This is a genomic window from Streptomyces sp. NPDC090499, from assembly GCF_044769305.1.
Lineage (GTDB): Bacteria > Actinomycetota > Actinomycetes > Streptomycetales > Streptomycetaceae > Streptomyces.
On record NZ_JBIVXP010000009.1, the window covers coordinates 194,439 to 218,138 of the forward strand.

The following is a 23,700-nucleotide window of genomic DNA, read 5'->3' on the forward strand; positions in this document are numbered from 1 at the left end:
GGGCATGCTGCGTACCGCCGATCTGCTGCCGCTCGCCGTCGCCGTCCCGCTGCTGGGCGCCGTCGTCCTCGTGATCGCCGGGCGCCGGCTGCCGCGCCTCGCCATCGACGTGCTGGTCACCGGCTGGGCGGCGCTGGAGGTCGCCGGCCTCGCCCTGCTGTGGCTGCGCACCGGCGACGGGCACAGTGTCTCGTGGCTGGGCGGCTGGACACCGGTGCATGGGGAGAGTGTCGGCATCGTGCTCGTCGGCGACCGGATCGGCGTCGGTCTCGCGCTGCTGACCGGCCTGCTCGTCCTCGCGGTCGTCGTCTATTCCTGGCGCTACTTCGACGAGCCGCCGGTGACGCACGCGGGTGCCTTTCCCGCGCTCATCCTCCTGTTCGAGGCGGGCATGGTCGGGTTCGCGCTGACCGGCGACCTGTTCGACGCGTTCGTCTTCTTCGAGCTGATGGGGGCGGTCGCCTACGCGCTCACGGGCTATCGCATCGAGGACCCACGGCCGGTACAGGGCGCCCTGGTCTTCGGTGTCGTCAACTCCCTGGGCGCGTACTGCTCGTTGCTCGGCATCGGGCTGGTGTACGCGCGCACCGGTGAGCTCGGTTTCGCGCAGATCGGCGTGCAGCTGACGAGGCACCGCCCCGACGCGCTGCTCGCCGTCGCCTTCGTGCTGGTCGTCACCGGCCTGCTGGTCAAGGCGGCGGTGGTGCCGCTGCACTTCTGGCTGCCCGACGCGCATTCGGTCGCGCCGACCCCGGTGTGCATGCTGCTCTCCGGGGTCATGGTGGAACTCGGCGTCTACGGCGTCGCGCGCGTCTACTGGATCGTGTTCTCCGGACCGCACGGCATCGCGGAGGCGCACCTGCGGGACGTCTTCGTGGCCGCCGGGGTGCTGACGGCGCTGGTGGGTGCCGTGATGTGCTGGCAGCAACGGCATCTCAAGCGTCTGCTCGCCTTCTCCACCGTCGGCCATGTCGGCCTCTTCCTCGCCGGGGCCGCACTGCTCACCCCCGCCGGGACGGCCGGGGTGGCCCTCTACATCGCCGCCCACGCCGGGGTGAAGGCGGCCCTGTTCGCCACGACGGGCGTGCTGCTCGACCGGTTCGGCTCCGTCGACGAGCACGGGCTGTACCGGCGCGGCCGGGATCTGCCGTTCGTCGGGGCGCTGTTCGCCGCCGGTGGTCTCGCGCTCGCCGGTCTGCCCCCGTTCGGCACGGGCCTCGGCAAGGCCGTCACCGAACACGCCGGCGAGGAACGGTTCCCCTGGCTGCCCGCGGTGTTCGTCCTCGTGTCGGCCCTCACGGGCGGGGCCGTGCTGCGCGCCGGCGCCCGGATCTTCGCCGGTGCCGGGCCCCGGCCTCGTGAGCGGTATGCCGGCCCGGAGACCACCGGCGGCGGCGAGGAACCGGAGATCCGCGACCCACGGCGACGGATTCCCGTTCCGATGCTGGCCGTACCCGCCGTCCTGCTGGCCGCCGCGCTCGCCGTCGGGCTCCTCCCCGGCCTCAGTGTCGCCCTCGACCATGCAGCCAGGCAGTTCACCGATCGCACCGCCTACAGCGCCGCCGCGTTCGGCCATCCGGTGGCGCCGTCCGCGCCGGTGCCCGCCGTCGGCTGGAACACCGAGGGCGTGCTCCTCGGGCTCGTCTCGACTCTTGTGGCGGCACTCCTCGCCGCGGCCGCCGTATGGGATCCAGCTCGGCGGTCGCCGTTCGCCGGCCGGGTCACGGCTGTCTGCGAGACGGTGGGACGGCGGGTGATCGTGCCGCTGCGGCGGCTGCACTCGGGACACCTGGGTGACTACGTCGCCTGGCTCGCCGTCGGGGTCGCGGTGCTGCTGGTCGCCATGACCGCGTAGTGCGCCGTCACCGAGCCACCGCCAACTTGAATCAGCAGGTCAAAGCTCTTGAGAGGCGTCCACGGAGACCGGGTACCTGGTGGCAGGCGGTGCGGTGACTTCGAGACGGCGGCCGCCCTCGCGGCACGGCACCGCCTGCAGCGGCAACAGGAAAACCCGTCGGCGTACGACGGGTCTCCTTCTCCCGGAATTCACGAAGGTGGTCAGGTCCTGTCTTCGGTCGGGAGTTCGGGCTCGTCATCACGCTCGGCCCTTTCCCGTACATCTCGCGGTGTGGGTGCGGTGACATTCCGCTGCTCCGCGGACCGTTGCCGCGTCTCGTCGTCCAGTGGCGGTGTGTCGTTGTCGTCGGATGTCTTCACGGGATTCCCCTCTCTCGGATTTCGGAGCGCGGGCTGTGTCGCTCGGCGTGGCCGCTGCTGAAGCGTCCTATGCCTTGCGCTGCACGGCACGGCGCGCGGGACTGCCCTGTGCCATCTGCTCGATCAGAAGGCGTCCTGCAGGAGGATCGGCCCCCCTGGTCCCAGGGGCAGTGAGTGTCCGTCGCTCTCCACTGGAGCGCCCGAGTCGGTCGTGGTGGTGTTGTGGATCTCCGTCATGGCAGGAAATCCGGCGTCTGTTTCGGCGGCCTCTCGGGACCCGTAGGACGCGTGATCCCGAGCAGCCGCGCCAAACATCCTCCGGACAACGGATCCCCGACGCGCCGGGTCTCTCCTGGTCCAGATTCTTTCCGCGTCTTGGGATATCCGAAGCGGAAGGGGTACCCGGCAGGACATCGACCCATCCGAAAGGAGGCCGGTCCGATGCCTACCAGCACGCTTCTGGAGATCGTCATTCCCGTCGCGGTGGTCGTCGTGCTGATCGTCCTGGCTCTGGCTCTCGTCCGGCGGCGCAGGGCTCTGCGCGAGCGGTTCGGCCCGGAGTACGAACGGACGGTCGACGGCGCGGACAGCCGGATGGCCGCGGAGCGCGAGCTCAGCACGCGCGAGAAGCGACATGACAAGCTCGACATCAGGCCGCTGCCCGACGGCGCCCGGGAACGCTATACCCGGGACTGGGACGAGGTGCAGCACGAGTTCGTGGACCGGCCCGAGGACGCCGTGCACGACGCGGACCGGCTGGTGACGTCACTGATGCAGGCACGCGGTTATCCGACGGGGAGCTACGACCAGCAGCTGAAGGACCTCTCCGTGGAGCACGGCCGCACCCTTGACCACTACCGGGCCGCCCACGACATCGACATGCTCAGCACGGGCCACAAGGCCACCACCGAACAGCTGCGCGGCGCCATGGTGCACTACCGGGCACTGTTCGACGAACTTCTCACCGACGGCGGCCAGACCCGCCATGCAACGGCCTGACTCCCCAGCGGGCACAAGCCGACGGAGACGACATGGAACGCAACGACACACCGCACACGGCTGACACCAGGCTGTCCACCCAGGACCTCGCACAGCCTCACGAGATCGACCGTGCACCGGACAGCACGTCGCCGCCCCCCGCCTACCCCGGCGAGAGCGATGCGCGAGCCGACGTGAGGGACATCGGGGCCCACGACGCAGACACCCCTGCGGCGGAGGCTCGGACCAGCGACGCGGACGAGATGCCGCGACTGCTGGCGGCCCACGACGAGGAGGAATTCCGTACCCGCTGGGAGAAGATCCAGACCACGTTCGTCGACGACCCCCGCAACGCCGTGCAGGACGCGGACAGCATGGTCGCCAACGTCATGCAGACACTCGCCGCGACGTTCGACGAGCACAAGAAGCAGCTCGAAGGCCAGTGGAACCAGGGCGGGGACGCCGACACCGAAGCCCTGCGTACGGCCCTTCGCCACTACCGCTCGTTCTTCAACCGCCTGCTGACCAACTGAAACCCCGGTCCGATGGCCGAAGCACGGCCGAAGGCATACGGCCGGCGGCGGGAAGACCAAGGGGCCGACTCCCGTCCCACATCCATCAGAGGCCGGCACTCCGGCCGGATGGAGAGGAGAAGGCCGTGATCGCCATCGGCGTCATCCTGATCATCCTCGGATTCATCCTCCACATCGGCATCCTGTGGACAATCGGGATGGTCCTGCTCGTGAACGGGCTCGTCCTGTTCCTTCCCGGCTCCCTGGGGCGTGCCGTCGCCGGACGACGCCACTACTGGTAGCGCCCCAGCCGGTGCGTCCAGTACGCCCGACAGGCTCCAACGGAAGGCGTTGCTGTCCGGAACAGGCCGCCTTCGGCCCCACGGCGACGGCGGCGGGGCGCCATCGCGGAAGTGACTGGGGGAGAGGGAACGCGGTCATCACCGATCATGGAAATACCGACCCGGGGACAAGCGACCTGATGGGGCGCCGGATCCGGGTCGGCGATGTTTGTACGGGGCGCATGTGTGTACGCGAAGGATATGACCGACACGAAGCAGGAAATCGAGCGAAAGTATGAAGCCCCTTGGGCTGACGACACGACATGGCTGCCCGACCTCACCGGTGTGGGCCCGATTGCGACCGTCGTGGATCAGGGCACCGAGGATTTGGATGCGGTGTACTACGACACGGACGACCTGCGCCTGGCTGCTGCCTCGGCCGTGCTCAGGCGGAGGACGGGCGGGACCGATGCGGGCTGGCATCTCAAACTGCCCCTGTCTCCGGACAGCCGGGAAGAGGTACAGGCCCCGCTGTCCGACGCCCTTCCGGACACGCTGCGCGACCTGGCCCTTTCCCGTACCCGGGGAGCGCAGGTGCGGCCGGTCGTCCGGATCCGTACCACCCGTGGCGTACGGCAGCTCGTCGGTTCCGGGAGCACCGTCCTCGCCGAGCTGAGCATCGACTCGGTACGCGCCGAGTCCCTGCTCGGCTCCAACGCGCGGGCTTCCTGGACCGAGATGGAGGTCGAACTCGCACGGGAGACCGACCCGGCACTTTTGGACGCCGTGGACGAGAAACTGCGCGAGAGCGGCGTGGACCGTGCGCACGCTGCGTCCAAGCTGACCCGGGCGCTGGAGGAGACGATGGTGGGAGCGCCCCTTCTGCCGGACGAGCATGCTGCCGAGACCGTGGTGCCGGGATCCGCCGGTGAAGCGGTCCTGGGCTATGTGGAAGACCGGGTCCACACTCTGGTGAGCCTGGATCCCGCGGTCCGGAGCGATGTGCCCGACTCGGTGCACAAAATGCGCGTCACATGCCGGCGGCTGCGCAGCGTCCTGCGCTCCTTCCGGTCCGTCCTGGACCGGAAGGTCACCGATCCCGTCCGCGAGGAACTCAAGTGGCTGGGAAACGAGCTCGCCGCCGAACGCGACCAGGAGGTACTCCTGGAGCGACTTACTTCGAGGATCGACGCCCTGCCTCCGGAACTGGTCTTCGGCCCCGTCGCCGCCCGGCTGCAGGTGTGGGACCTCAGCAACAGCTCCGAGGCCCGCCAAGGCACCCTCGACGCCCTGAACTCCCCCCGTTACCTGGCGCTACTGGACTCCCTGGCGACGCTTACGGAACAGCCCCCACTACGTGTCAAGGCCGACCGGGGAGCGGAGAACGTCATGGCCAAGGCCATCCGCAAGGAATACGACCGTCTCGCCGGCCGCGTCTCCTACGCGCTGGAACTCTCGCCGGGGTCAGCACGTGACACGGCCCTTCACGAAGCCCGTAAGGCGGCGAAGAAGACGAGGTACGCCACGGAGCCGGCGCGCGACGCACTCGGCAAGGCTGCCAAGCGCCTGGGCAAGAGCGTCAAAGCCGCCCAGAAGGTGCTCGGGGACCATCAGGACAGCGTTGCGGCACGGGGCGCCCTGCGTGAGCTGGCCGTGGCAGCCCACATGGCCGACGAACCCTCCTTCGTCTGGGGCCTGTTGTACGGGCAGGAGCAAGCCGAGGCCGACAGGCGCGAACGGGAGTTGCCGATGGTGTGGGCCGACGCTTCGCGGCGCGATCCGCGCAAGACGCTCAGCTAGATCCGCGAGCGGTCCGGGTGATTGTCCGAGACGAACCTCTGGGACCGGGAGGGCCCGGCCGGCCCCATCGAGTCAGCGCCCAAACGACGTGAGGCGAGAGCATCCTGGCCATGGCCAGGAGCTGGTCGCCTTCGGGTCCAGCACGATCGCGGCCGTCCCGGGCATGCCTGCAGCCACACCAACCAGCTCGATAAACCAGCTGCTTTCGCCGTCTCGCTCTCTGGGGTGTACGGCGGGGCGACGCTACTGCCGACCCGGCGAATGTCACGTCCGCTACGCCGTGGCTTCCGGGCATTCGATGCGGCGCCCCGGGTACCCGGCGCCGATGTACAGAACCCTTGAGCAACTGGCCGCCGCCGGCTCGATGGCGGGACCGATCGTGATCGTCGTCTGTGGTCTGCTCGTCACGGCCGCGCTGGTGGGAGCCGTCCGGCTCGGCATCGGGGTGCGACGGCGGGAGTCCGCGCCGCCTCGGCGCTCGGATCACCCGGTGCTGCCCCGTACCGGACCGGTACGGGAGGAGCGCCAGATGCGCGAGCCCAACGAGGTGCCACGGGCTGCCGACGAGGGCGACCGTCTCACTCCGTACCAGCTCGGCAACGCACCCACCAGGCCCGGCGGAAACCACACTCGCCCGCGCCGGCAACCCGGCTCCGGCGGATCCTCCGGCAGCGGAGGCGGCGGCGCGACGTGACCCGACCATCAGCCGACCTGCGTACGACCGGTCGCTGAGGCCACCTCGTCGTGCCGACGGGCATGAAGTTCGCCGTTGACGTCCACCTGCTGGTCACCGCCCTTGCGGTGCAGGTCGGCTGTGTGCTCCCCCGCGACCGTTACCGGGTCTCGCGCCGCCTGAAAGGGCATGAGACGGGTACGCGTATCAGGGTCGGTGACCGGCCGTCTGCTGATGCGTGACTGGAGCCCCCGGCGATACGCGGCGTTGACCTACAGTCCGTGCGCCCTCGGTCGCTCGATGCAGCGTGCCGGCATCGCTGACCGGATCGCTCCGTCGCCCTGCTGACGGCCCGAGGCTCCGGGCACGGAATCCGAGTCCCGCCAGGGCCGTCACCGTCCGGCCCCGCGTGCGGTCGAACCAGCCGTACCTGGAATGGGCCGGGCACAGTTGCTGCCGGCGCTCCGCGAACTGTGAGAGGGCGACGACTTGTGGTCACGTGATGGGAGGCGTTTCGGCAGGCGGGCCACCACCTTCCCGAGCGGGAGATCCCCGTGCCGTGGGGCTGATGCCGCCGGACAGCACCGCCACCGTCGGCCAGGTGGGGCGGGTGCACCCTGGCTCGCGGTCGGTCCTACGACGGAGTGCGGGCGCGCCTCTTCCACACGGCCGGCCGTCGCCGTTGCTGCCACAGCGGCCGTGAACGCCGAGGCTGCGGTGGGGTGGCGGGCAAGTGCGGCTTCGTGAAGCCGCCGCTGCCGTAGACGGGCACCTCGTCGCGGGCCGCGCCCAGCAGGCGCACGAGCGGCAGTCGAGCAGGCGGGCCTTGCAGTCCCACAGCGCGATGTCGACGGCCGAGATCGCCTGGGCGGCCACACCGGGCAGCCCGGCATTGCGCACTGCCCGGCGCATGGCCTCGTTCATCCGTGGCACGTCGAGGGCGGGAGAGCCGGTGATCACGCCGGCGAGCAGGTCGTCGGCGATGCGTGCCGTCGCGGCGGGCGCGTAGGTGTGGCCGAGGCCCGTGACGCTCCCGCATCCGACGGTCGCCACGACCAGGGTCGTGCTGTCCCAGGCGAGGGCGCCGTCGGCCTCGGGGGCGTCGGTGGGCACGGTGTAGACGGCCGTGCCCACCTGCTCCACGACCGGGCTCTCGCTCATGTGCCGTCCTTCTCGTCCTGCGCCCCGGGCCGGTCCGCGCGGTGGCGGTGCCCGGGCAGCAGGTCCTGGACCTTGGCCTTGAAGCCCTGGCGGACCATGGCCGCCCGGTCGCTGTCGCCCTTGAGGACCGAGGCCGCCGCTGCCTCGATCTGGTCGAGGGACGCGTGCGGCGGGATCGGCGGGACGGCGGGGTCGGTCACGAAGTCCAGGACGCAGGGCCGGTCGGCGGCCAGCGCGGCCTGCCAGGCGTCCACGACGTCGTCCGGCTTCTCGACCCGTATGCCCTTGAGGCCCACCATGCGGGCGAAGTCGGCGTAGGCGATGTCCGGGATCGACTGGGAGGGCAGGAACTGCGGGGCGCCTGCCATGGCCCGCATCTCCCAGGTGACCTGGTTGAGGTCCTGGTTGTTCAGCACCGCCACGATCAGCCGGGGGTCCTCCCATTCCCGGTAGTACTTAGCGACGGTGATCAGCTCGGCCATGCCGTTCATCTGCATCGCCCCGTCGCCGACGAGCGCGATCGCGGGCCGGTCGCCGTGCGCGAACTTGGCGCCGATCGCGTACGGCACCCCGGGCCCCATCGTGGCGAGCGTGCCGGACAGCGAACCGCGCATGGCACCGCGCAGCCGCAGATGACGGGCGTACCAGTTGGCGGCCGAGCCGGAGTCGGATGACAGGATCACGTTCTCCGGCAGCAGGCCGTCCAGCGCGTGGACGACGTACTCGGGGTTGACCGGGTCGGCGTCGACCGCGGCGCGCCGCTGCATGACCTCCGACCAGCGGGCGGTGTTCTTCTCGATCTGCTTGCGCCAGCTGACGTGCTTGTTCGTGTCGAGCAAGGGCAGCAGCCGGGCCAGTGTCCTTCGGGCGTCGCCGACGAGATTGACCTCGAACGGGTAGCGCATTCCGACCATGTGCGGGTCGATGTCGATCTGCACGGCCCGTGCCTGCCCGAACTCCGGCAGGAACTGCGTGTAGGGGAAGGAGGAGCCGATGACGAGGAGGGTGTCGCAGCGCATCATCAGCTCGTACGAGGGCCGGGTGCCCAACAACCCGATGGATCCGGTGACATACGGCAGGTCGTCGTCGAGGGCGTCCTTGCCGAGCAGCGCCTTGGCCACGCCGGCGCCGAGCCGGTCGGCGACCGCCATGACCTCCTGCCGGGCCCCGCGGGCACCCTGCCCGACCAGCAGCGCGACCTTATCGCCCGCGTTGAGCACCTCGGCGGCACGGGCGAGGTCCTTGTCGTCCGGCACCGGAGCGTACTGCGACATACCGAGGCTGGAGGGCACCATCTTGAAGGCGTGTCCGGGCGGTGAGTAGTCCAGCTCCTGGACGTCGGCCGGGATGATCAGAGCCGTCGGAGAGCGGCGTGCCAGGGCGGTACGGATCGCCCGGTCCAGGACGCCTGGCAGCTGCTCGGGGACGGTGACCATCTCGCAGAAGTCCGAGGCGACGTCCTTGTACAGGCTGACCAGGTCGACCTCCTGCTGGTAGGAGCCGCCCATGGCACTGCGGTTGGTCTGGCCGACGATCGCGACGACCGGCACGTGGTCGAGCTTGGCGTCGTACAGCCCGTTGAGCAGATGGATGGCGCCGGGCCCGGAGGTGGCGGCGCACACCCCGACCCTGCCGGAGAACTTGGCGTAGCCGACGGCTTCGAAGGCCGACATCTCCTCGTGCCGGGACTGGATGAAGCGGGGGTTGTCGTCGGCACGGCCCCAGGCCGCGAGCAGACCGTTGATGCCGTCGCCGGGATAGGCGAAGACATGCTCCACTCCCCATTCGCGCAGGCGCTCGAGGAGATGGTCGGAAACCTTCTGCGACATGTTCGACAACCTTTCCGGTAGTGCCGGTGTGAAGGGGGATCAGCGGCGACGCAGCGAGCGCACTGCCGCTCGGCCGGTGACCGTCGCGGTGGCCGCAGTCAGGGCGGTCGCGCCCGCGCTGGCCGCCCAACGGGAGGCGAGGGAGGGCGGTGCAGGGCGTACGGCCAGGCGTTCGGGGAGCTCGGTCGGGAGCGTGCCTTCCAGGCCGAGGGCCAGGACCTCCGCCAGGTGCAGGGCCCGCCGTCCGGTGCCGCCCTGTTCGATCTGGGTACGGCAGCTGAAGCCGTCGGCGAGGACGAGGCTGTCCGGGGCGGCGGCGCGGACCGCGGGCAGGACGCCCTGTTCCGCGACGGCCATGGAGACCTCGTGGTGGCCGCGTTCGAAACCGAAGTTGCCGGCCAGGCCGCAACAGCCCTCGTCGAGGACGTCGGTCTCGAGGTGGGCGCGGCGCATCAGTTCCCGGTCCGCGTCGAACTTCATGATGGCGTGCTGGTGGCAGTGGGTCTGCACGGTCGCCCGCCGGCTGAGCCGCGGGGGCCGCCAGCCGTCGGGCGCGTGGTGGACGAGGTGTTCGGCGAAGGTGCGGACCTGTCCGGCCAGCCGCTGCACGTCCTGGTCGGCGGGCATCAGCTCGGGGGCGTCGGAGCGGAAGACGGCGGTGCAGGACGGTTCGAGGCCGATGACCGGGGTGCCCGCCTCCAGATAGGGGCGCAGCACACCGAGGGTGCGGCGCAGCACCTTCTGCGCGAGGGGCAACTGCCCGGTGGAGATCCAGGTCAGCCCGCAGCACACCGGCCGGGTGGGCACGGCGACGCGGAAACCGGCGTCCTCAAGAACGCGTACGGCCGAGACGGCGATCGAGGGATGGAAGGAGTTGCTGAACGTGTCCGGCCACAGGACGACGGTGCGCGGGTCGGCCGGGTCGGGTTCCTCGCCCCCTCGGGCCTGCCACCACTGCTGGAAGGACTGCTCGGCGAACACCGGTGACGACCGGGCATGGTCCACGCCCGCCAGGCGCTTGCCCGCCCGCGCCAGACCGGGCGCGTGCAGGACACTGTTGAGCAGCCCGGGCGCGATACGGGACAGCCGGGCCCACACGGGAAGCCAGCCCATGGAGTAGTGGGCGGCGGGGCGCAGTCGCCCCTCGTAGTGGTGGGAGAGGAACTCCGCCTTGAGGGTGGCCATGTCGACGCCGGTCGGGCAGTCCGACTTGCAGCCCTTGCAGGCCAGACACAGGTCCAGTGCGTCGCGCACCTCGGTGGAGCGCCAGCCGTCCGTGACGGCCGAGTCGGGGTGGCCGTCGAGCATCTCGAAGAGCAGCCTGGCGCGGCCGCGGGTGGAGTGTTCCTCTTCCCTGGTGGCCCGGTAGGAGGGGCACATGACGCCGCCGGAGTGGCCGCGGCAGTTGCCGATGCCCACACAGCGCATCACCGCCCGGTTGAAGGAATGGTCGTCCTCGGGAAAGCCGAAGTGCGTCACCGGGGTCCTCGGGCGCCAGCCGGAGCCGAGACGCAGCTGGCCGTCGACGGGGTTGGGGTGGACGATCTTGCCGGGGTTCATCCGGTTGCCCGGGTCGAACAGCGCCTTCAGCTCGCCGAACGCGCCCACCAGCCGCTCGCCTAACATACGGGTGAGCAGCTCGCCCCGGGACTGGCCGTCGCCGTGCTCGCCGGAGAGGGAACCGCCGTAGGAGACGACGAGGTCGGTGGCCCGCTCCAGGAAGCGGCGGAAGTCGGCCACGCCCTCAGCGGTCCTGAGCTCGAAGGGGATACGGGTGTGGACGCAGCCCTGCCCGAAGTGTCCGTACAGGGACGGGTGGTCGTAGCCGAACTCCCCGAAGAGTTCCTTCAGGTCCCGCAGATAGTCCCCGAGCCGTTCGGGCGGTACGGCCGAGTCCTCCCAGCCCTCCCACGTCTCCCGGTCGTCGGGTGGGCGTGCGGTGACGCCGAGCCCGGCCTCGCGCGCTCGGAGCATCCGCTGCTCGCGTTCGGGGTCGTCGGAGAACGCGACCTCGGCGGCTTTCTCGGTGCGGCCGACGGCGCGCAGCAGGGCGTGCGCCTGCTCGTCGACCTCCTCCTGGCTGTCGCCGCCGAACTGCAGCATCAGCCAGCTGTCGCCCTGCGGCAGGGTGTTCAGGGACGCCAGGTAGGCGCCTTCCTCGCGCATCAGCTGGGCCATCCGGCCGTCCAGCGCCTCCAACTGCCCGGGCGAACAGTGCTCAAGGAGCCGTGGCACGTCGTCTGCGGCCGTGCAGATGCCGTCGTAGCCGAGGACCAGCAACGACTGGTACGCGGGCACCGGCACCAGGTCCAGCTCGGCATGCAGCACGGTCACCAGGGTTCCCTCGCTGCCCACCAGGGCCCGTGCCACGTCGAAGCCGTTCTCCGGCAGCAGCGAGTCGAGGTTGTAGCCGGAGACCCGGCGCGGGATCTTCGGGTAGCCGCGCCGGATGTCGGCGAGGTACTCGGTGACGATGCGGTCCAGGCCCGCGTGGAGCTCGGCGCGGCGGCCGCCGTCCGCGGCGATCCGCGCCTGCTCGGCCTTCGACGTCGGCCCGACCCACATCCGGAGGCCGTCGTAGGTGAGTACCTCCAGGCGGCGCACGTTGTCGACGGTCTTGCCGTATGCCTGTGCGGATGCGCCGCACGAGTTGTTGCCGATCATGCCGCCCAGGGCGCAGTGGCTGTGTGTCGACGGCTTCGGGCCGAACTGCAGCCGATGGCCGGCCAGCCGCCGGTTCAGCGCGTCCAGCACGATTCCCGGTTCGACCACACAGGTCCGGGAGTCGGGATCGACGGCGACGAGCCGATGGCAGTACTTGCTCCAGTCGATCACCACGGCCGTGTTCGTCGTCTGCCCGGCGAGGCTGGTGCCGCCGCCCCGCGACAGGACCGGGGCGCCGAACCGGGCGCACACCCGCACCGCCGCCGCCCCGGCTTCGACCGTGCGCGGCACCACGACACCGATCGGCACCTGCCGGTAGTTGGAGCCGTCCGTGGCGTAGGCGCCACGGCTGCCCGCGTCGAACCTGACCTCGGCGTCCACCTCCTCGACCAGGGCCGCCGTCAGCCCGGCCACGTCCACGCCCGCGGGTGTACCGAAGAGGGTGCGAGTCATCAGGGGGAACCGCCTTCCTCAGCCGTGAACCGTGCGGGAGGCGTCGCGCCGTCCCCGGGACCTCCGCGATGCCGCAGCTCCCGGGTACCCACCCCCGAAGTCGCGATGGCACCCACTTCGGGCCGTCAGGATTCGGTGCGGCCGGAACCGGCCCGTAGCCGTACGGGGTATTCCGGCCGCCTGGAATGCGGTCGGCCTTCGGTCGGGAGAAGCTGAGCTCGTGGTCGAGCGGTCCGCGGTCGTGGAGGCGCCTGGCGGGTCTGGCGGCCGTCGCGTGTGCGTGGACGGCCAGCTTCTGGGCACGGCCAATTCATTGCACGAGTTGACACTGTTCCTGCGGCACGTCGGCTTCGTACGCGGCGACGAGTTGGACGTGGCCGAGTCGGACCTCATCGAGTGGCACGGCGGTGGCCCGGAGGTCTGGCCGCGTCAGGGGGTGGACCGAACTGCTGGGCGGCACCGGCACCCGCCCCGTTGGTGAGGGACACGTGAGGTGAGGGACACGTGAGTCCCGCGTACCGGGCTATGGCGAAAGGGCTGCCGCGCGCAGTAGCTCCGGCATCACGGTGGAGAGGTCTCCGCTGGCCACCCAACGGAAGCGGGCCACCATCATCAGGTCATCGAGACTTTCGCGTACGAACCCGTCCACGATGACCGGTCTGTCGACGCGTTCGAACACCACGACCTTGCCCGGTTCGGCTTCACCGGCGATTCGGTGACGGCACCCTGCCTCGGGGCATCCCGAGAGTTCGTAGATCCAGTGACTCATGCCTCACCTCCTGCCGGGAGCAACGAGTGTTCCGCCCATTCCTCCGCCACAAGGACCGGGCAATCACTCACATGCATCTACAGGCGAACCAAACCCGGACGCGTGGTAGACCGGAACGGAATCTGGGACGTGCATACGATGGTTTGCTCGCAGAAGGGCATGCATGCGCCTAGGTGAGCGCATTTCCGGGCCGCGCGGCTCTCCAAAACGAGATCAGCGCCTTGCGGCGGGCGCTCGGTCAGCTGCAGGATCCGTCGTGTCGCAGGCCGTGATCGACCAGGCGATCGGCGTGGTCCTGGTCCTCGGAGGGCTGCGTCCCCACCAGGGCATCGAAGTCCTCATGGCCGTGTCCGAGCGCACCGGCCTCGACGTTCCTGTGGTCGCCGAACGGCTCATCGACTGGGCTGTGACCGGTCAACCGCCTGAAGACATTCGCCAGGCACCGGAGACCGCGATGGCGCAGACCCGGTCCGCCGGTGCGGGGTACCTCCCGGACCTCGATTCCCTGGCCTGATCGCTCGACGTCACAGGCGGAGGCTTCCTTGTCGAGCTGGAGCTCTCGCCTCTCCGGGTGCGGTGGCGGCAGGTCCCTGCGACCGTTGCGAACTCGGTGATGGACTCCGCCACGCGGGCCAGCCCGAAATCGTGGCCTTTGTCCGCGTGGAGTTTTGCCGGTCGGCGTCGCCGAGGCTCGCGGCGGGAGCGGACGGGAGGCGGCTGACCGATTGCCGTCAGGAATGTGACACGGTTTTTCCGTGGTGGGAGCGCTGTCCACGTGCCCCAGGCCTACGCTGTGCCGGTGACCAGTGCCAGTGCCGCCGTCCGACCAGCCGCCGAGGGCGGTCCCGAGCCGCGTACCCAGTCCTTGATGCTGACCTTCTTCGGCGCCCATGTGCTGGGGCGGCCCATCGCCGTGTCGTCCGGCAGCGTGATCGCTGCTCTCGGGAGGCTGGGCAGTACGGAGGAGGCGGTGCGGACCACCTTGAACCGGATGGTCAAACGCGGCCTGCTGGAGCGTCACCGTCAGGGCCGGAAGACCTACTTCGGGCTGACGCCGCACGCTGTCCAAGTGCTGACGGACGGCAGGGACCGCATCTGGCACACCGGCGCGGTGAACCGGGACTGGGACGGCCGCTGGACGATGGTGGGCTTCTCGCTGCCCGAGGCGTGGAGTCGCGAACGGCACGACCTGCGTTCCCGGCTGATCTGGGCGGGCTTCGGCCCCCTGCAGAACGGCCTGTGGGTGGCCCCGGCGCGCGTCGACGTCCGCGAGATGGTGGCGGATCTCGGTCTCGAGCCGTACCTGCGGGTGTTCCGGGCGGAAGTCGAGTCGCCGACCGGCGTCCGTGAGGTACTGGAACAGGCCTTCGACGTGCCGGCCATCGGTGCCCGGTACCGGGCGTTCCTGGAGCGCTGGGACCGCACCGACCCGCTTCCCGAGGCGCTCGCGGGCGACGAACTCGCAGGCCAGCTCCTGCTTCACGCCGACTGGCTGGACCTGGTGCGACGGGATCCGCATCTGCCCGCCGGCCACCTTCCAGGGGACTGGCCCGCCGCGGAAGCGGAGACCGTCTTCCGCGGTCTGGCGGGCCGCTGGGAAGGGCCGGCCGCGCGCGTTGCCGCACGACTGCTCGACACCCTGACGCTGGGCTGATCCGCGCCCGACCCGTGCGTCCGGAACACGGCACCGCCTGACCCAATATTGGGCAGTCCATTGACGGCAATGAAAAAACAGCCATACATTCGCAGCACTCTTCCGCTCGCGCCCCCACTCGATCCCCCCTCGATCCGCGGAGCCGCCGCCATGCCCCGACCTCGTTTCTCGACCTTTGCCGCCGCCTGCGCAACCGCCCTCGCGACCACTCTGATCGGCCCGGCGACCGGCGCCCATGCCGCGACCGCCGATCACTACTCCGGGACCCTGTCCGACGGCGCCACCTGGATCGCGGACAAACCCGCGCAGTGGAACGGCAGCCTGCTGCTGTTCAGCCACGGCTTCGGACCGACCGTCGCTGCCGACGCCCCGTCGGCTGCGGCGCGCCAGGCCCTGCTGGACGCCGGCTACGCCCTCGTCGGCTCCTCCTACGACCCGAACGGCTCGATGTGGGCGCTCGACTCGGCCGAGCGGGATCAGTTCGCGGCGCTCACCGCCTTCCGCCGACAGGTCGGCACGCCGACCCGGGTCATCTCGGTGGGCCAGTCCATGGGCGGCCTCATCAACGCCCAGATCGCCCGCGACGGCGCAGGACGTGTCGACGGCTCACTCGGCCTGTGCGGCCTGGTCGCGGGCGGCGTGGACCTGGACAACTACCAGCTGGACGCCGAGTACACCCTGGCCACGTTCTTCGACCCCACCGACGCCGACAGGCTCGTGAACCTGGACAGCCAGGCCGACGGCGTGGCCCTCGCCGGCCGTCTCACGAAGGCTGTGGAAACGGCACAGCAGACCCCCACGGGACGCGCCCGGATCGCCCTGGCCGCCGCCTACCTCAACCTGACCGACTGGGCTCCGGGTCAACAGCCGCCCGCCCGCGACGACTTCGCGGGCCAGGAGGAGCAGCAGTACGCGTGGCTGGCCCAGGGCCTGCTCGCGTTCATCGTCCCGGCGCGCTGGTCGGTGGAGCAGTCCGCCGGGGGCAACACGTCCTGGAACAGGGCTGTCGACTACGCCGGCCTGCTGCACAAGTCCAGGCATGCCGAGCAGGTCAAGGCGCTCTACCGCGACGCCGGGCTCGACCTGCGCACGGACCTGAACCGGCTCACCCGCGGTGCGGACATCTCGGCCGACCCGGCCGCGGTGGCTCATCTGGAGCGGACCTCCACGGCCGGCCAGTCACTGGCCGTACCGCTGCTCGACATCCACACCACCGCCGACCAACTCGTGCCCGTCGAACAGGAATCGGCCTTTGCCGGGCGAGTGCGCAGGGCCGGCGACTCCGCGCTGCTGCGACAGGCCTACGTGGCACGCCAGAGCCACTGCAACTTCACCACCGCCGAAGTCGTCGCCGGGCTGCACGCCGTGGAACACCGGCTGGACACCGGGCACTGGGACAACTCCACCGCCACCGCCGAACTCCAGCACAGCGCCGACGAACTGGACCTCGGCGGCGCCGCCTTCACCGATTACCGGCCGAGCCGGCTGTCCGGTACCCGCTGATCCCGAAACGTCCTCCCTCATCCCAAGCTCGCGCGCCTCAGGAGCCCCCGTGTCCATGACGACCGAACCCTCCGCCAGAACCGCCGCCGGCCGCGGTCTGACCACCGGCACCCTGGTCGCCGGTCTCCTCGCCGTCTGCCTCGCCCAGATCGGGCTGGCCATACCGGCCACCCTCAACGGACTGTTCCAGTCCGACCTGAACCCGGTCGGCTCCCAGCTCACCTGGATCTCCGACGCCTTCCTGCTGCCGGTCGCCGTACTGGAGCTGACCTTCGGCCTGCTCGGCGACCTCTTCGGCCGCAAGCGGCTGCTGATCGGCGGCGCCGCGCTGCTGGCCGTGGGCGAGCTGGTCAGCGCCAGCGCCTCCGGTGTCCACCAGCTCTGGGCCGGACAGGCTCTGGCAGGTCTGGGTGCCGCGTGCCTGTTCCCGACCTCGCTGGCCATCCTGGCCGCCGGCACCACCTCGCCCGCGCAACGGGCCCGGGTCATCGCGATGTGGGCGGCCCTGCTCTCCACCGGCGGGTTCCTCGCCCCCCTGCTCGGGGGCGTCACCGCCACCTACGGCTCGTGGCGATGGTCCTTCGTCGTGGTCACCGCCGTCGCCGCGGCCAGTGCCGCCGTCAGCGCCCTGTTCGCCGTCGACTCCAGTGCCCCCGAGGGACGTTCACTGGACGTGGCGGGCCAACTGACCATCGGGCTCGGCTTGTTCTCGCTGCTCTACGCCATCATCCAGGGCCCCACGGACGGATGGACCTCACCCTCGATCGTCGTCGCCCTCGCCCTGGCGGCCGTCTTCCTCGCTGCCTTCGTCCTCGCCGAGAGGCGCGCGAAGTCCCCGCTCCTCCGCCTGGACCTGTTCCGCAACCGCGCCTTCGCGGTGGCCTCGGTCGTGGCCGTGGTGGGGATGTTCGCCTTTCTGGGCACCGCCTACTCCGTGAGCATCCGGCTCGGCCCGGTGCAGGACCAGGCCCCGATGCGGACGGCCATGGCCTTCGTCCTGCTCAACGGCATCACCCTGGTGATGTTGCCGCTGACGGAACGGCTGCTGAGAACGGTGGCGCCGGGGCTGCTGCTGGGCGCGGGGCTGCTGCTGATCGCGGCGGGCGACTACTGGGCGGCCACGCTGCCGATCACCGACAGCGCCTTCACCTCGCTGCTCCTGCCGCTCGGTCTGGTCGGCCTCGGCTTCGCGATCACCGTCACGTCGATCACGGCGACGGCCGTCACCACCGTGCCGGTGCACCTGGCCGGCATGGCGAGCGCCACCACCAACCTGCTGCGGGACTTCGGTTTCACCCTCGGCCCGGCCGTCATCGGTGCCGTGGCCCTGAGCCGGGCGGCAAGCAGCTTCTCCGACTCCCTGCACGACTCCGCGCTGCCACAAGCACTCAAAGGCGCAGGCACGGCCGTACTGGAAGAGGGCGGCCCACTCGCGGTGAACGGTGCCTCTGCGGCGTCACCGAAGCTGGCCGACCTGCACCCTCTCGCCCTGGAAGCCCTCGGCCACGGCTACTCGATCGGCTTCGTCGTCTGCGGCTCGGCCGCACTGTTCTCAGCACTGCTGGCCCTCGCGACGCTCCGCGGCCGCACCGCTCCACGTGACGATTCCCCAGAGCAGCAGTGAACGGCTGGTACAGCCACTGACCGCAGCACATCCGCCGGTGGAACGGCTGACCGGACCAGACCTGGACCCTGTCACGGATCAGACCCTCATCGGCTGCCGCTTCCACAAGAGCGACACCGTGCAGGGCGTCGCCGCGCCGCTCAAGCGGCACGGCTGGAGCTGCCAGACAGACCGCCGGGCAGCCGCTGGATGCAGGGTCTGGTCACGCCCGCAGCCCGTCCACCGCCGTGTCGATCGCAGCCAGCCGCAGACGTCCGCTCACGTCCGGACCCTGCGGCGAAGGCCGTGCTGTCCGCGCGCAGGTGGCTCGTCCGGGCGAGCTGCGCGGCCGACTCCACCACCCGGCGTAGCAGCGGCTGCCATGGGTACCCGAGGCTTCCTGGCCACATCAGGCCGCGAGAGTGATGCACCGGCGACGCTCGGAAGGCAGGACACACCATGGGTGTGCGTACGTGGATCAGCGGCTGGCCTGCCTATCGTCAGCTCACCGGCGCGGACCCGCTCGGCCGCGGTCGGGCTGCGATGTCGGCGCGGACGGAGCGTCTGCGATCGCGGACGGACACCGCGGACCGGGTGGTGCGCTCCGTGTGCCCCTACTGCGCGGTGGGCTGCGGACAGCAGGTCTACGTCAAGGACGACGAGGTCGTCCAGATCGAGGGCGATCCGGACTCGCCCATCAGCCGGGGGCGCCTGTGCCCCAAGGGCTCGGCCACGCTCCAGCTCACCACCGGCCCGGCCCGTCGCCACGAGGTGCTCCACCGGCGGCCGTACGCCGCCGACTGGGAAGCCCTCGACCTGGAGACCGCCATGGACATGGTGGCCGACCGGGTCATCGAGACCCGGCGCCGGACCTGGGAGTGGGAATCCGAGGGACTGCGCACGGCGCGCACCCTCGGCATCGCCAGCCTGGGCGGCGCGACCCTCGACAACGAGGAGAACTACCTCATCAAGAAGCTGCTGACCGGTCTCGGCGTGGTCCAGGTGGAGAACCAGGCCCGGGTCTGCCACAGCTCCACGGTCGCCGGGCTCGGCACCTCCTTCGGGCGGGGCGGTGCCACCACCTTCATGCAAGACCTCCAGCACGCCGACTGCATCGTCATCCAGGGCTCCAACTTCGCCGAGGCGCACCCCGTCGGCTTCCAGTGGGTGATGGAGGCGAAGGCACGCGGTGCCCGGATCATCCACGTCGACCCGCGGTTCACCCGCACCAGCGCCCTCGCGGACCTGCACGTCCCGATCCGGGCCGGTACCGACATCGCGTTCCTCGGCGCGATCATCAACCACGTCCTGACCGGGGAGAAGGACTTCCGCGAGTACGTTCTCGCCTACACCAACGCCGCCACCCTGGTCAGCGAGGACTTCCGCGACACCGAGGACCTCGACGGTGTCTTCTCCGGGCTCGACGAGGACAGGCACCACTACGATCCGTCGAGCTGGCAGTACGAGGACGTCGAGGTGCAGCAGCCCACCGGCGAGGTCGACGAGCAGTACGAGGAACGCGTCCGCGGCTCCGGTGGCCCCGAGGCCCACGGTTCGGGCGGCGCGCAGACCACGAGCCGGCCGCCCCGGGACGAGACGCTGCGGCATCCGCGCTGCGTCTACCAGATCCTCAGGCGGCACTACGCCCGCTACACCCCGGAGCTGGTGGAGGAGGTCTGCGGAGTGCCGCGCGCCAAGTTCCTCCAGGTGTGCGACGCCCTGACCGCCAACTCGGGCCGGGAGCGCACCAGCGCGTTCGTGTACGCGGTCGGCTGGACCCAGCACTCGGTCGGCGCCCAGTACATCCGCGCCGCCAGCGTGCTCCAACTGCTGCTCGGCAACATCGGCCGGCCCGGCGGCGGCATCCAGGCCCTGCGCGGACACGCCTCCATCCAGGGCTCCAGCGACATCCCGACCCTGTTCAACCTGCTCCCCGGCTACCTCCCCATGCCGCACGCCCACGCGCACGAGAACCTGGACGCCTTCATCGAGGCCAGCCGCACCGAGAAGGGCTTCTGGGGCAACATGCGGGCCTATTTCGTCAGCCTCCTCAAGGCCTACTACGGCGACGCGGCCACCGCCGCCAACGACTTCTGCTTCGACCACCTGCCGCGCCTGACCGGCTCGCACTCCACCTACGACACGGTGATGGCCCAGTTGGACGGGACATGCAAGGGCTACTTCCTGATGGGCGAGAACCCGGCGGTGGGCTCCGCCAACACCCGGCTCCAACGGCTCGGCATGGCCAACCTGGAGTGGCTCGTCGTGCGCGACTTCTCCCTCATCGAGTCGGCGACCTGGTGGCAGGACGGCCCGGAGATCGAGACCGGAGAGCTGCGCACCGGGGAGATCGGCACCGAGGTGTTCTTCTTCCCCGCCGCCGCGCACACCGAGAAGAGCGGCTCCTTCACCAACACCAACCGCTGGCTGCAGTGGCACCACACCGCCGTCGAACCCGCCGGCGACGCCCGCAGCGACCTGTGGTTCATGTACCACCTGGGCCGCCGCATCAAGGAACGGCTGGCCGTCTCGACCGACCCGATGGACCGGCCCGTGCAGGATCTGACCTGGGACTACCCCGTCGACGGCCCACTGGCCGAACCGGACGCCGAAGCGGTGCTCGCCGAGATCAACGGCCATGGCCCGGACGGGTCACACCTCTCGGCGTACACCGAACTCAAGGACGACGGCTCCACGCGGTGCGGATGCTGGATCTACTGCGGGGTGTACGCGGACGGCGTCAACCAGGCCGCCCGCCGCAGGCCGGGAAGCGAGCAGGACTGGGTGGCCGCCGAATGGGCCTGGGCCTGGCCCGCCAACCGCCGCGTCCTCTACAACCGGGCCTCGGCCGCCCCGGACGGCACACCGTGGAGCGACCGTAAGGCCTATGTGTGGTGGGACGAGGCGGCGGGGGAGTGGACCGGGTACGACGTCCCCGACTTCGTGCCCGACCGCGCCCCTGGCTTCGTACCGGACGAGGACGCGACCGGCCCCGACGCGCTGCGCGGCGACGACCCGTTCATCATGCAGGCCGACGGCAAGGGCTGGCTGTACGCGCCCGCGGGTCTGGAGGACGGCCCACTGCCGACCCACTACGAACCGCAGGACTCGCCGTTCGCCAACGCCCTCCACCCTTCGGTGTCCCGCTCTCCCGTACGGCAGCTGCTGCCCCGCGAGGGCAACCGCTACCACCCGAGCGGCAACGAGAAGGGGGCGGAGGTCTTCCCGTACGTCATCACCACGCACCGCCTCACCGAGCACTTCACGGCCGGCGGCATGAGCCGCTGGTCGTCCTATCTCTCCGAGCTGCAGCCGGAGTTCTTCTGCGAGGTCTCCCCGCAGCTGGCCGCCGAACGCGGTCTCGAGCACCTGGGATGGGCCACGATCGTCACGGCCCGCAACGCCGTCGAGGCCCGCGTCATGGTCACCGCCAGGATCACCCCTCTCACGGTGCACGGCCGGACGGTCCACCAGATCGGACTGCCCTTCCACTGGGGACCCAACGGCGTGGCAACCGGTGACGCCGCCAACGAACTCGTCGCGATCGCCCTCGATCCCAACGCCCACATCCAGGAGGACAAGGCGCTGACCGCCGACATCCGCCCGGGCCGCCGGCCCCGCGGCCCCGACCTGCCCAAGCTGGTCGCCGCATACCGCGAGCGTGCGGGCATCACCGCCGACACCGGAACGGAGACCGTGAAATGACAGATCGCCATCTGCTGAGCGGTCCGGAACCGGAACCCGCCCGCGATGCCGGACACCCCGAACCCCCGCCCCGTGTCGGCTTCTTCACCGACACCTCGGTCTGCATCGGCTGCAAGGCGTGCGAGGTCGCGTGCAAGGAGTGGAACGCCGTCCCGGAGGACGGCCTCTCCCTCACCGGCATGAGCTACGACAACACTCAGGGCCTCGGCGCCTCCACCTGGCGCCATGTCGCCTTCATCGAACAACAGGTCCCGGCGCCCGAAGGACGCACACGGCTCCCCCTCGCCGAGGCGACCCCCGAGCCCTCCGCCGAGCCCGGTGAAATGCGCTGGCTGATGTCCTCCGACGTGTGCAAGCACTGCACCCACGCCGCCTGCCTCGACGTCTGCCCCACCGGTTCCCTGTTCCGGACCGAGTACGGCACCGTGGTCGTCCAGGAGGACATCTGCAACGGCTGCGGCTACTGCGTACCCGCCTGCCCGTACGGCGTCATCGAGCAACGCCCGGACGACGGCAGGGCGTTCAAGTGCACGATGTGCTACGACCGACTCGGCGCCGGACAGGAACCGGCCTGCGCCAAGGCCTGCCCGACCGAGTCCATCCAGTTCGGGCCGCTGGACGAGCTTCGCGAACGAGCCGCGCTGCGCGTGGACCAGTTGCAGGCGGAGGGCGTCGACGGCGCGCGCCTGTACGGTCACGAGCCCGACGACGGGGTCGGCGGCGACGGCGCGTTCTTCCTGCTGCTCGACGAACCCGAGGTCTACGGACTGCCACCCGCACCGGTGGTCACCACCCGCGACCTCCCCACGATGTGGAAGCACGCCGGCGTGGCGGCCCTCTCCGTGGCCGGTGCCTTCGCCGTCTCGTTCGCGCTGCCCGGTGTGCTGCGCGGGAAGGCCTCACGATGAGCGACCCCACGAGCAGCGCGGGACAGGACACACGTCGGAGGCGCCGCAACCGTCGTGGCGAGCAACTCATGGTTCCCGAAGCCGAGTTCGAGTCCTACTACGGTCGCCCGGTCATCAAGGCACCGTCCTGGGCCGCCCGGGACATCGCCGGGTACTTCTTCCTGGGCGGACTCGCCGGCGCGGGCTCCGTGCTCGCGGCGGGCGCCCAGCTCACCGGCCGTACGACGACCGCCATCGCGATGAAGGTGTCCTCCCTCGCCGCGGTCTCCCTCTCCGCCGCCGCCCTCGTGCACGACCTCGGGGTGCCGAGCCGGTTCCCGAACATGCTCCGGGTGCTCAAACCCACCTCGCCGATGAGTGTCGGCTCGTGGCTCCTCGCCGGTTACGGACCCGCCGCCGGCGCGTCGGCCGTCACCGCGGTCACCGGGCGGCTGCCCAGAACGGGGGCCACGGCGACCGCGGCCGCGGCTCTGCTCGGACCGGCGATCGCCTCGTACACGGCGGTCCTGGCAGCGGACACCGCCGTCCCCGCCTGGCACGGCGCGCACCGCGAACTCCCCTACCTGTTCGCCGCCTCCGCGACGGCCGCCGCCTCCGGCATGGCCCTGCTCCTCGGCCCGGTGCACGAGTCGGCACCCGCACGCTGCGCCGCGGTGCTCGCAGCCGGTGCCGAGGAGATCGCGACCAGGGCGGCCGAGCGACGCCTCGGCATGGTCGCGGAGACCTACCGTGAGGGCCGCGCCGGAACCCTGCTGCGCACCGCCCGCCTGCTCACCGCGACCGGCGCCGCCACCGGCCTGGTGCTCGGTCGTCGCAGCCGCCCGGCAGCCGCCCTCGCGGGCCTCGCGCTCCTGGCGGGCTCGGTCTGCACCCGGTTCGGCGTCTTCGCGGCAGGCGTCGCCTCGGCCGAGGAACCGAGGTACACGGTCGTACCTCAACGTGCGGCCCTGAACGCGTCCGACCCAGCCCGGAGCTGACGCATTCCGGGGG

At 70.6% G+C, this 23,700-nt stretch carries 17 protein-coding genes and 1 pseudogene; 14 read left to right on the forward strand and 4 right to left on the reverse strand.

Features of this window, described 5'->3' with window-relative positions:
- The first annotated feature begins 4 nt into the window (after positions 1 to 4).
- The 6 genes from ACIQVL_RS30520 (at position 5) to ACIQVL_RS30545 (ending at position 6,482) form a co-directional block, all read left to right on the forward strand.
- Positions 5 to 1,855 carry a complex I subunit 5 family protein gene (locus tag ACIQVL_RS30520; RefSeq protein WP_403476920.1) on the forward strand — a complete coding sequence of 617 codons (1,851 nt, stop codon included), beginning with the start codon at positions 5 to 7 and terminating at the stop codon, positions 1,853 to 1,855.
- 803 nt (positions 1,856 to 2,658) lie between these two features.
- On the forward strand, positions 2,659 to 3,216 hold the full coding sequence (locus ACIQVL_RS30525; protein ID WP_403445352.1) for a hypothetical protein: 558 nt from the start codon (positions 2,659 to 2,661) through the stop codon (positions 3,214 to 3,216).
- Between the two features lie 32 nt (positions 3,217 to 3,248).
- A complete protein-coding gene (locus ACIQVL_RS30530; protein WP_403476921.1) occupies positions 3,249 to 3,728 on the forward strand; it encodes a hypothetical protein in 480 nt (159 codons plus the stop codon).
- A 125-nt stretch (positions 3,729 to 3,853) separates the two neighbouring features.
- Positions 3,854 to 4,009 carry a DUF6131 family protein gene (locus tag ACIQVL_RS30535; RefSeq protein ID WP_403476922.1) on the forward strand — a complete coding sequence of 52 codons (156 nt, stop codon included), beginning with the start codon at positions 3,854 to 3,856 and terminating at the stop codon, positions 4,007 to 4,009.
- A 240-nt stretch (positions 4,010 to 4,249) separates the two neighbouring features.
- A complete protein-coding gene (locus tag ACIQVL_RS30540) occupies positions 4,250 to 5,788 on the forward strand; it encodes a CHAD domain-containing protein (RefSeq protein WP_403476923.1) in 1,539 nt (512 codons plus the stop codon).
- Between the two features lie 325 nt (positions 5,789 to 6,113).
- Complete coding sequence (locus tag ACIQVL_RS30545) at positions 6,114 to 6,482, forward strand: DUF6479 family protein (RefSeq protein ID WP_403445341.1); 369 nt, start codon at positions 6,114 to 6,116, stop codon at positions 6,480 to 6,482.
- Between the two features lie 712 nt (positions 6,483 to 7,194).
- Here ACIQVL_RS30545 and ACIQVL_RS30550 read toward each other — a convergent pair.
- The 3 genes and pseudogenes from ACIQVL_RS30550 to ACIQVL_RS30560 form a co-directional block, all read right to left on the reverse strand.
- A pseudogene (locus ACIQVL_RS30550) lies at positions 7,195 to 7,622 on the reverse strand (mandelate racemase); the annotation flags it as partial.
- Positions 7,619 to 9,451, reverse strand: coding sequence for a thiamine pyrophosphate-requiring protein (locus tag ACIQVL_RS30555; protein ID WP_403476924.1), 1,833 nt, complete (start codon positions 9,449 to 9,451; stop codon positions 7,619 to 7,621). The gene ACIQVL_RS30555 and the pseudogene ACIQVL_RS30550, both read right to left, overlap by 4 nt.
- A gap of 39 nt (positions 9,452 to 9,490) precedes the next feature.
- Complete coding sequence (locus tag ACIQVL_RS30560) at positions 9,491 to 12,568, reverse strand: FAD-binding and (Fe-S)-binding domain-containing protein (protein ID WP_403476925.1); 3,078 nt, start codon at positions 12,566 to 12,568, stop codon at positions 9,491 to 9,493.
- A gap of 322 nt (positions 12,569 to 12,890) precedes the next feature.
- On the opposite strand from ACIQVL_RS30560, the gene ACIQVL_RS30565 reads away from it, so the two are divergent.
- A complete protein-coding gene (locus ACIQVL_RS30565; RefSeq protein ID WP_403476926.1) occupies positions 12,891 to 13,049 on the forward strand; it encodes a hypothetical protein in 159 nt (52 codons plus the stop codon).
- A 42-nt stretch (positions 13,050 to 13,091) separates the two neighbouring features.
- Here the strand turns inward: ACIQVL_RS30565 and ACIQVL_RS30570 are convergent, their stop codons facing one another.
- Positions 13,092 to 13,337 (reverse strand): hypothetical protein, encoded by a 246-nt coding sequence (locus tag ACIQVL_RS30570; RefSeq protein WP_403445332.1) that lies wholly within the window; start codon positions 13,335 to 13,337, stop codon positions 13,092 to 13,094.
- A gap of 256 nt (positions 13,338 to 13,593) precedes the next feature.
- Here ACIQVL_RS30570 and ACIQVL_RS30575 point away from each other — a divergent pair, with 256 nt between their 5' ends.
- The 7 genes from ACIQVL_RS30575 to nrfD all read left to right on the forward strand — a co-directional run bounded on the left by ACIQVL_RS30575 (position 13,594) and on the right by nrfD (position 23,687).
- Positions 13,594 to 13,851 carry an ANTAR domain-containing protein gene (locus tag ACIQVL_RS30575; protein ID WP_403445329.1) on the forward strand — a complete coding sequence of 86 codons (258 nt, stop codon included), beginning with the start codon at positions 13,594 to 13,596 and terminating at the stop codon, positions 13,849 to 13,851.
- A gap of 279 nt (positions 13,852 to 14,130) precedes the next feature.
- Complete coding sequence (locus ACIQVL_RS30580; RefSeq protein WP_403445379.1) at positions 14,131 to 14,991, forward strand: PaaX family transcriptional regulator C-terminal domain-containing protein; 861 nt, start codon at positions 14,131 to 14,133, stop codon at positions 14,989 to 14,991.
- A 150-nt stretch (positions 14,992 to 15,141) separates the two neighbouring features.
- Positions 15,142 to 16,494, forward strand: a complete 1,353-nt coding sequence (locus ACIQVL_RS30585; RefSeq protein WP_403476927.1) for an alpha/beta hydrolase — start codon at positions 15,142 to 15,144, stop codon at positions 16,492 to 16,494.
- Between the two features lie 55 nt (positions 16,495 to 16,549).
- On the forward strand, positions 16,550 to 18,118 hold the full coding sequence (locus ACIQVL_RS30590) for an MFS transporter (RefSeq protein WP_403445325.1): 1,569 nt from the start codon (positions 16,550 to 16,552) through the stop codon (positions 18,116 to 18,118).
- A gap of 438 nt (positions 18,119 to 18,556) precedes the next feature.
- Positions 18,557 to 21,802, forward strand: coding sequence for a formate dehydrogenase (gene fdh, locus ACIQVL_RS30595; protein WP_403445322.1), 3,246 nt, complete (start codon positions 18,557 to 18,559; stop codon positions 21,800 to 21,802).
- On the forward strand, positions 21,799 to 22,710 hold the full coding sequence (locus ACIQVL_RS30600; RefSeq protein WP_403445319.1) for a 4Fe-4S dicluster domain-containing protein: 912 nt from the start codon (positions 21,799 to 21,801) through the stop codon (positions 22,708 to 22,710). Before fdh ends, ACIQVL_RS30600 begins: the two co-directional genes overlap by 4 nt.
- Before the next feature lie 68 nt (positions 22,711 to 22,778).
- Positions 22,779 to 23,687 carry an NrfD/PsrC family molybdoenzyme membrane anchor subunit gene (gene nrfD / locus ACIQVL_RS30605; RefSeq protein WP_403476928.1) on the forward strand — a complete coding sequence of 303 codons (909 nt, stop codon included), beginning with the start codon at positions 22,779 to 22,781 and terminating at the stop codon, positions 23,685 to 23,687.
- Positions 23,688 to 23,700 lie beyond the last annotated feature (13 nt).

Excerpts from the sequence above, each read along its gene's own strand:
- ACIQVL_RS30545 (WP_403445341.1), top strand. The coding sequence starts at position 6,114 with ATGTACAGAACCCTTGAGCAACTGGCCGCCGCCGGCTCGATGGCGGGA.
- fdh (WP_403445322.1), top strand. The coding sequence starts at position 18,557 with ATGGGTGTGCGTACGTGGATCAGCGGCTGGCCTGCCTATCGTCAGCTC.
- ACIQVL_RS30590 (WP_403445325.1), top strand. The coding sequence starts at position 16,550 with ATGACGACCGAACCCTCCGCCAGAACCGCCGCCGGCCGCGGTCTGACC.
- ACIQVL_RS30525 (WP_403445352.1), top strand. The coding sequence starts at position 2,659 with ATGCCTACCAGCACGCTTCTGGAGATCGTCATTCCCGTCGCGGTGGTC.
- ACIQVL_RS30560 (WP_403476925.1), bottom strand. The coding sequence starts at position 12,568 with ATGACTCGCACCCTCTTCGGTACACCCGCGGGCGTGGACGTGGCCGGG.
- ACIQVL_RS30520 (WP_403476920.1), top strand. The coding sequence starts at position 5 with ATGCTGCGTACCGCCGATCTGCTGCCGCTCGCCGTCGCCGTCCCGCTG.
- ACIQVL_RS30555 (WP_403476924.1), bottom strand. The coding sequence starts at position 9,451 with ATGTCGCAGAAGGTTTCCGACCATCTCCTCGAGCGCCTGCGCGAATGG.
- nrfD (WP_403476928.1), top strand. The coding sequence starts at position 22,779 with ATGGTTCCCGAAGCCGAGTTCGAGTCCTACTACGGTCGCCCGGTCATC.
- ACIQVL_RS30600 (WP_403445319.1), top strand. The coding sequence starts at position 21,799 with ATGACAGATCGCCATCTGCTGAGCGGTCCGGAACCGGAACCCGCCCGC.
- ACIQVL_RS30540 (WP_403476923.1), top strand. The coding sequence starts at position 4,250 with ATGACCGACACGAAGCAGGAAATCGAGCGAAAGTATGAAGCCCCTTGG.
- ACIQVL_RS30585 (WP_403476927.1), top strand. The coding sequence starts at position 15,142 with ATGCCCCGACCTCGTTTCTCGACCTTTGCCGCCGCCTGCGCAACCGCC.
- ACIQVL_RS30570 (WP_403445332.1), bottom strand. The coding sequence starts at position 13,337 with ATGAGTCACTGGATCTACGAACTCTCGGGATGCCCCGAGGCAGGGTGC.
- ACIQVL_RS30530 (WP_403476921.1), top strand. The coding sequence starts at position 3,249 with ATGGAACGCAACGACACACCGCACACGGCTGACACCAGGCTGTCCACC.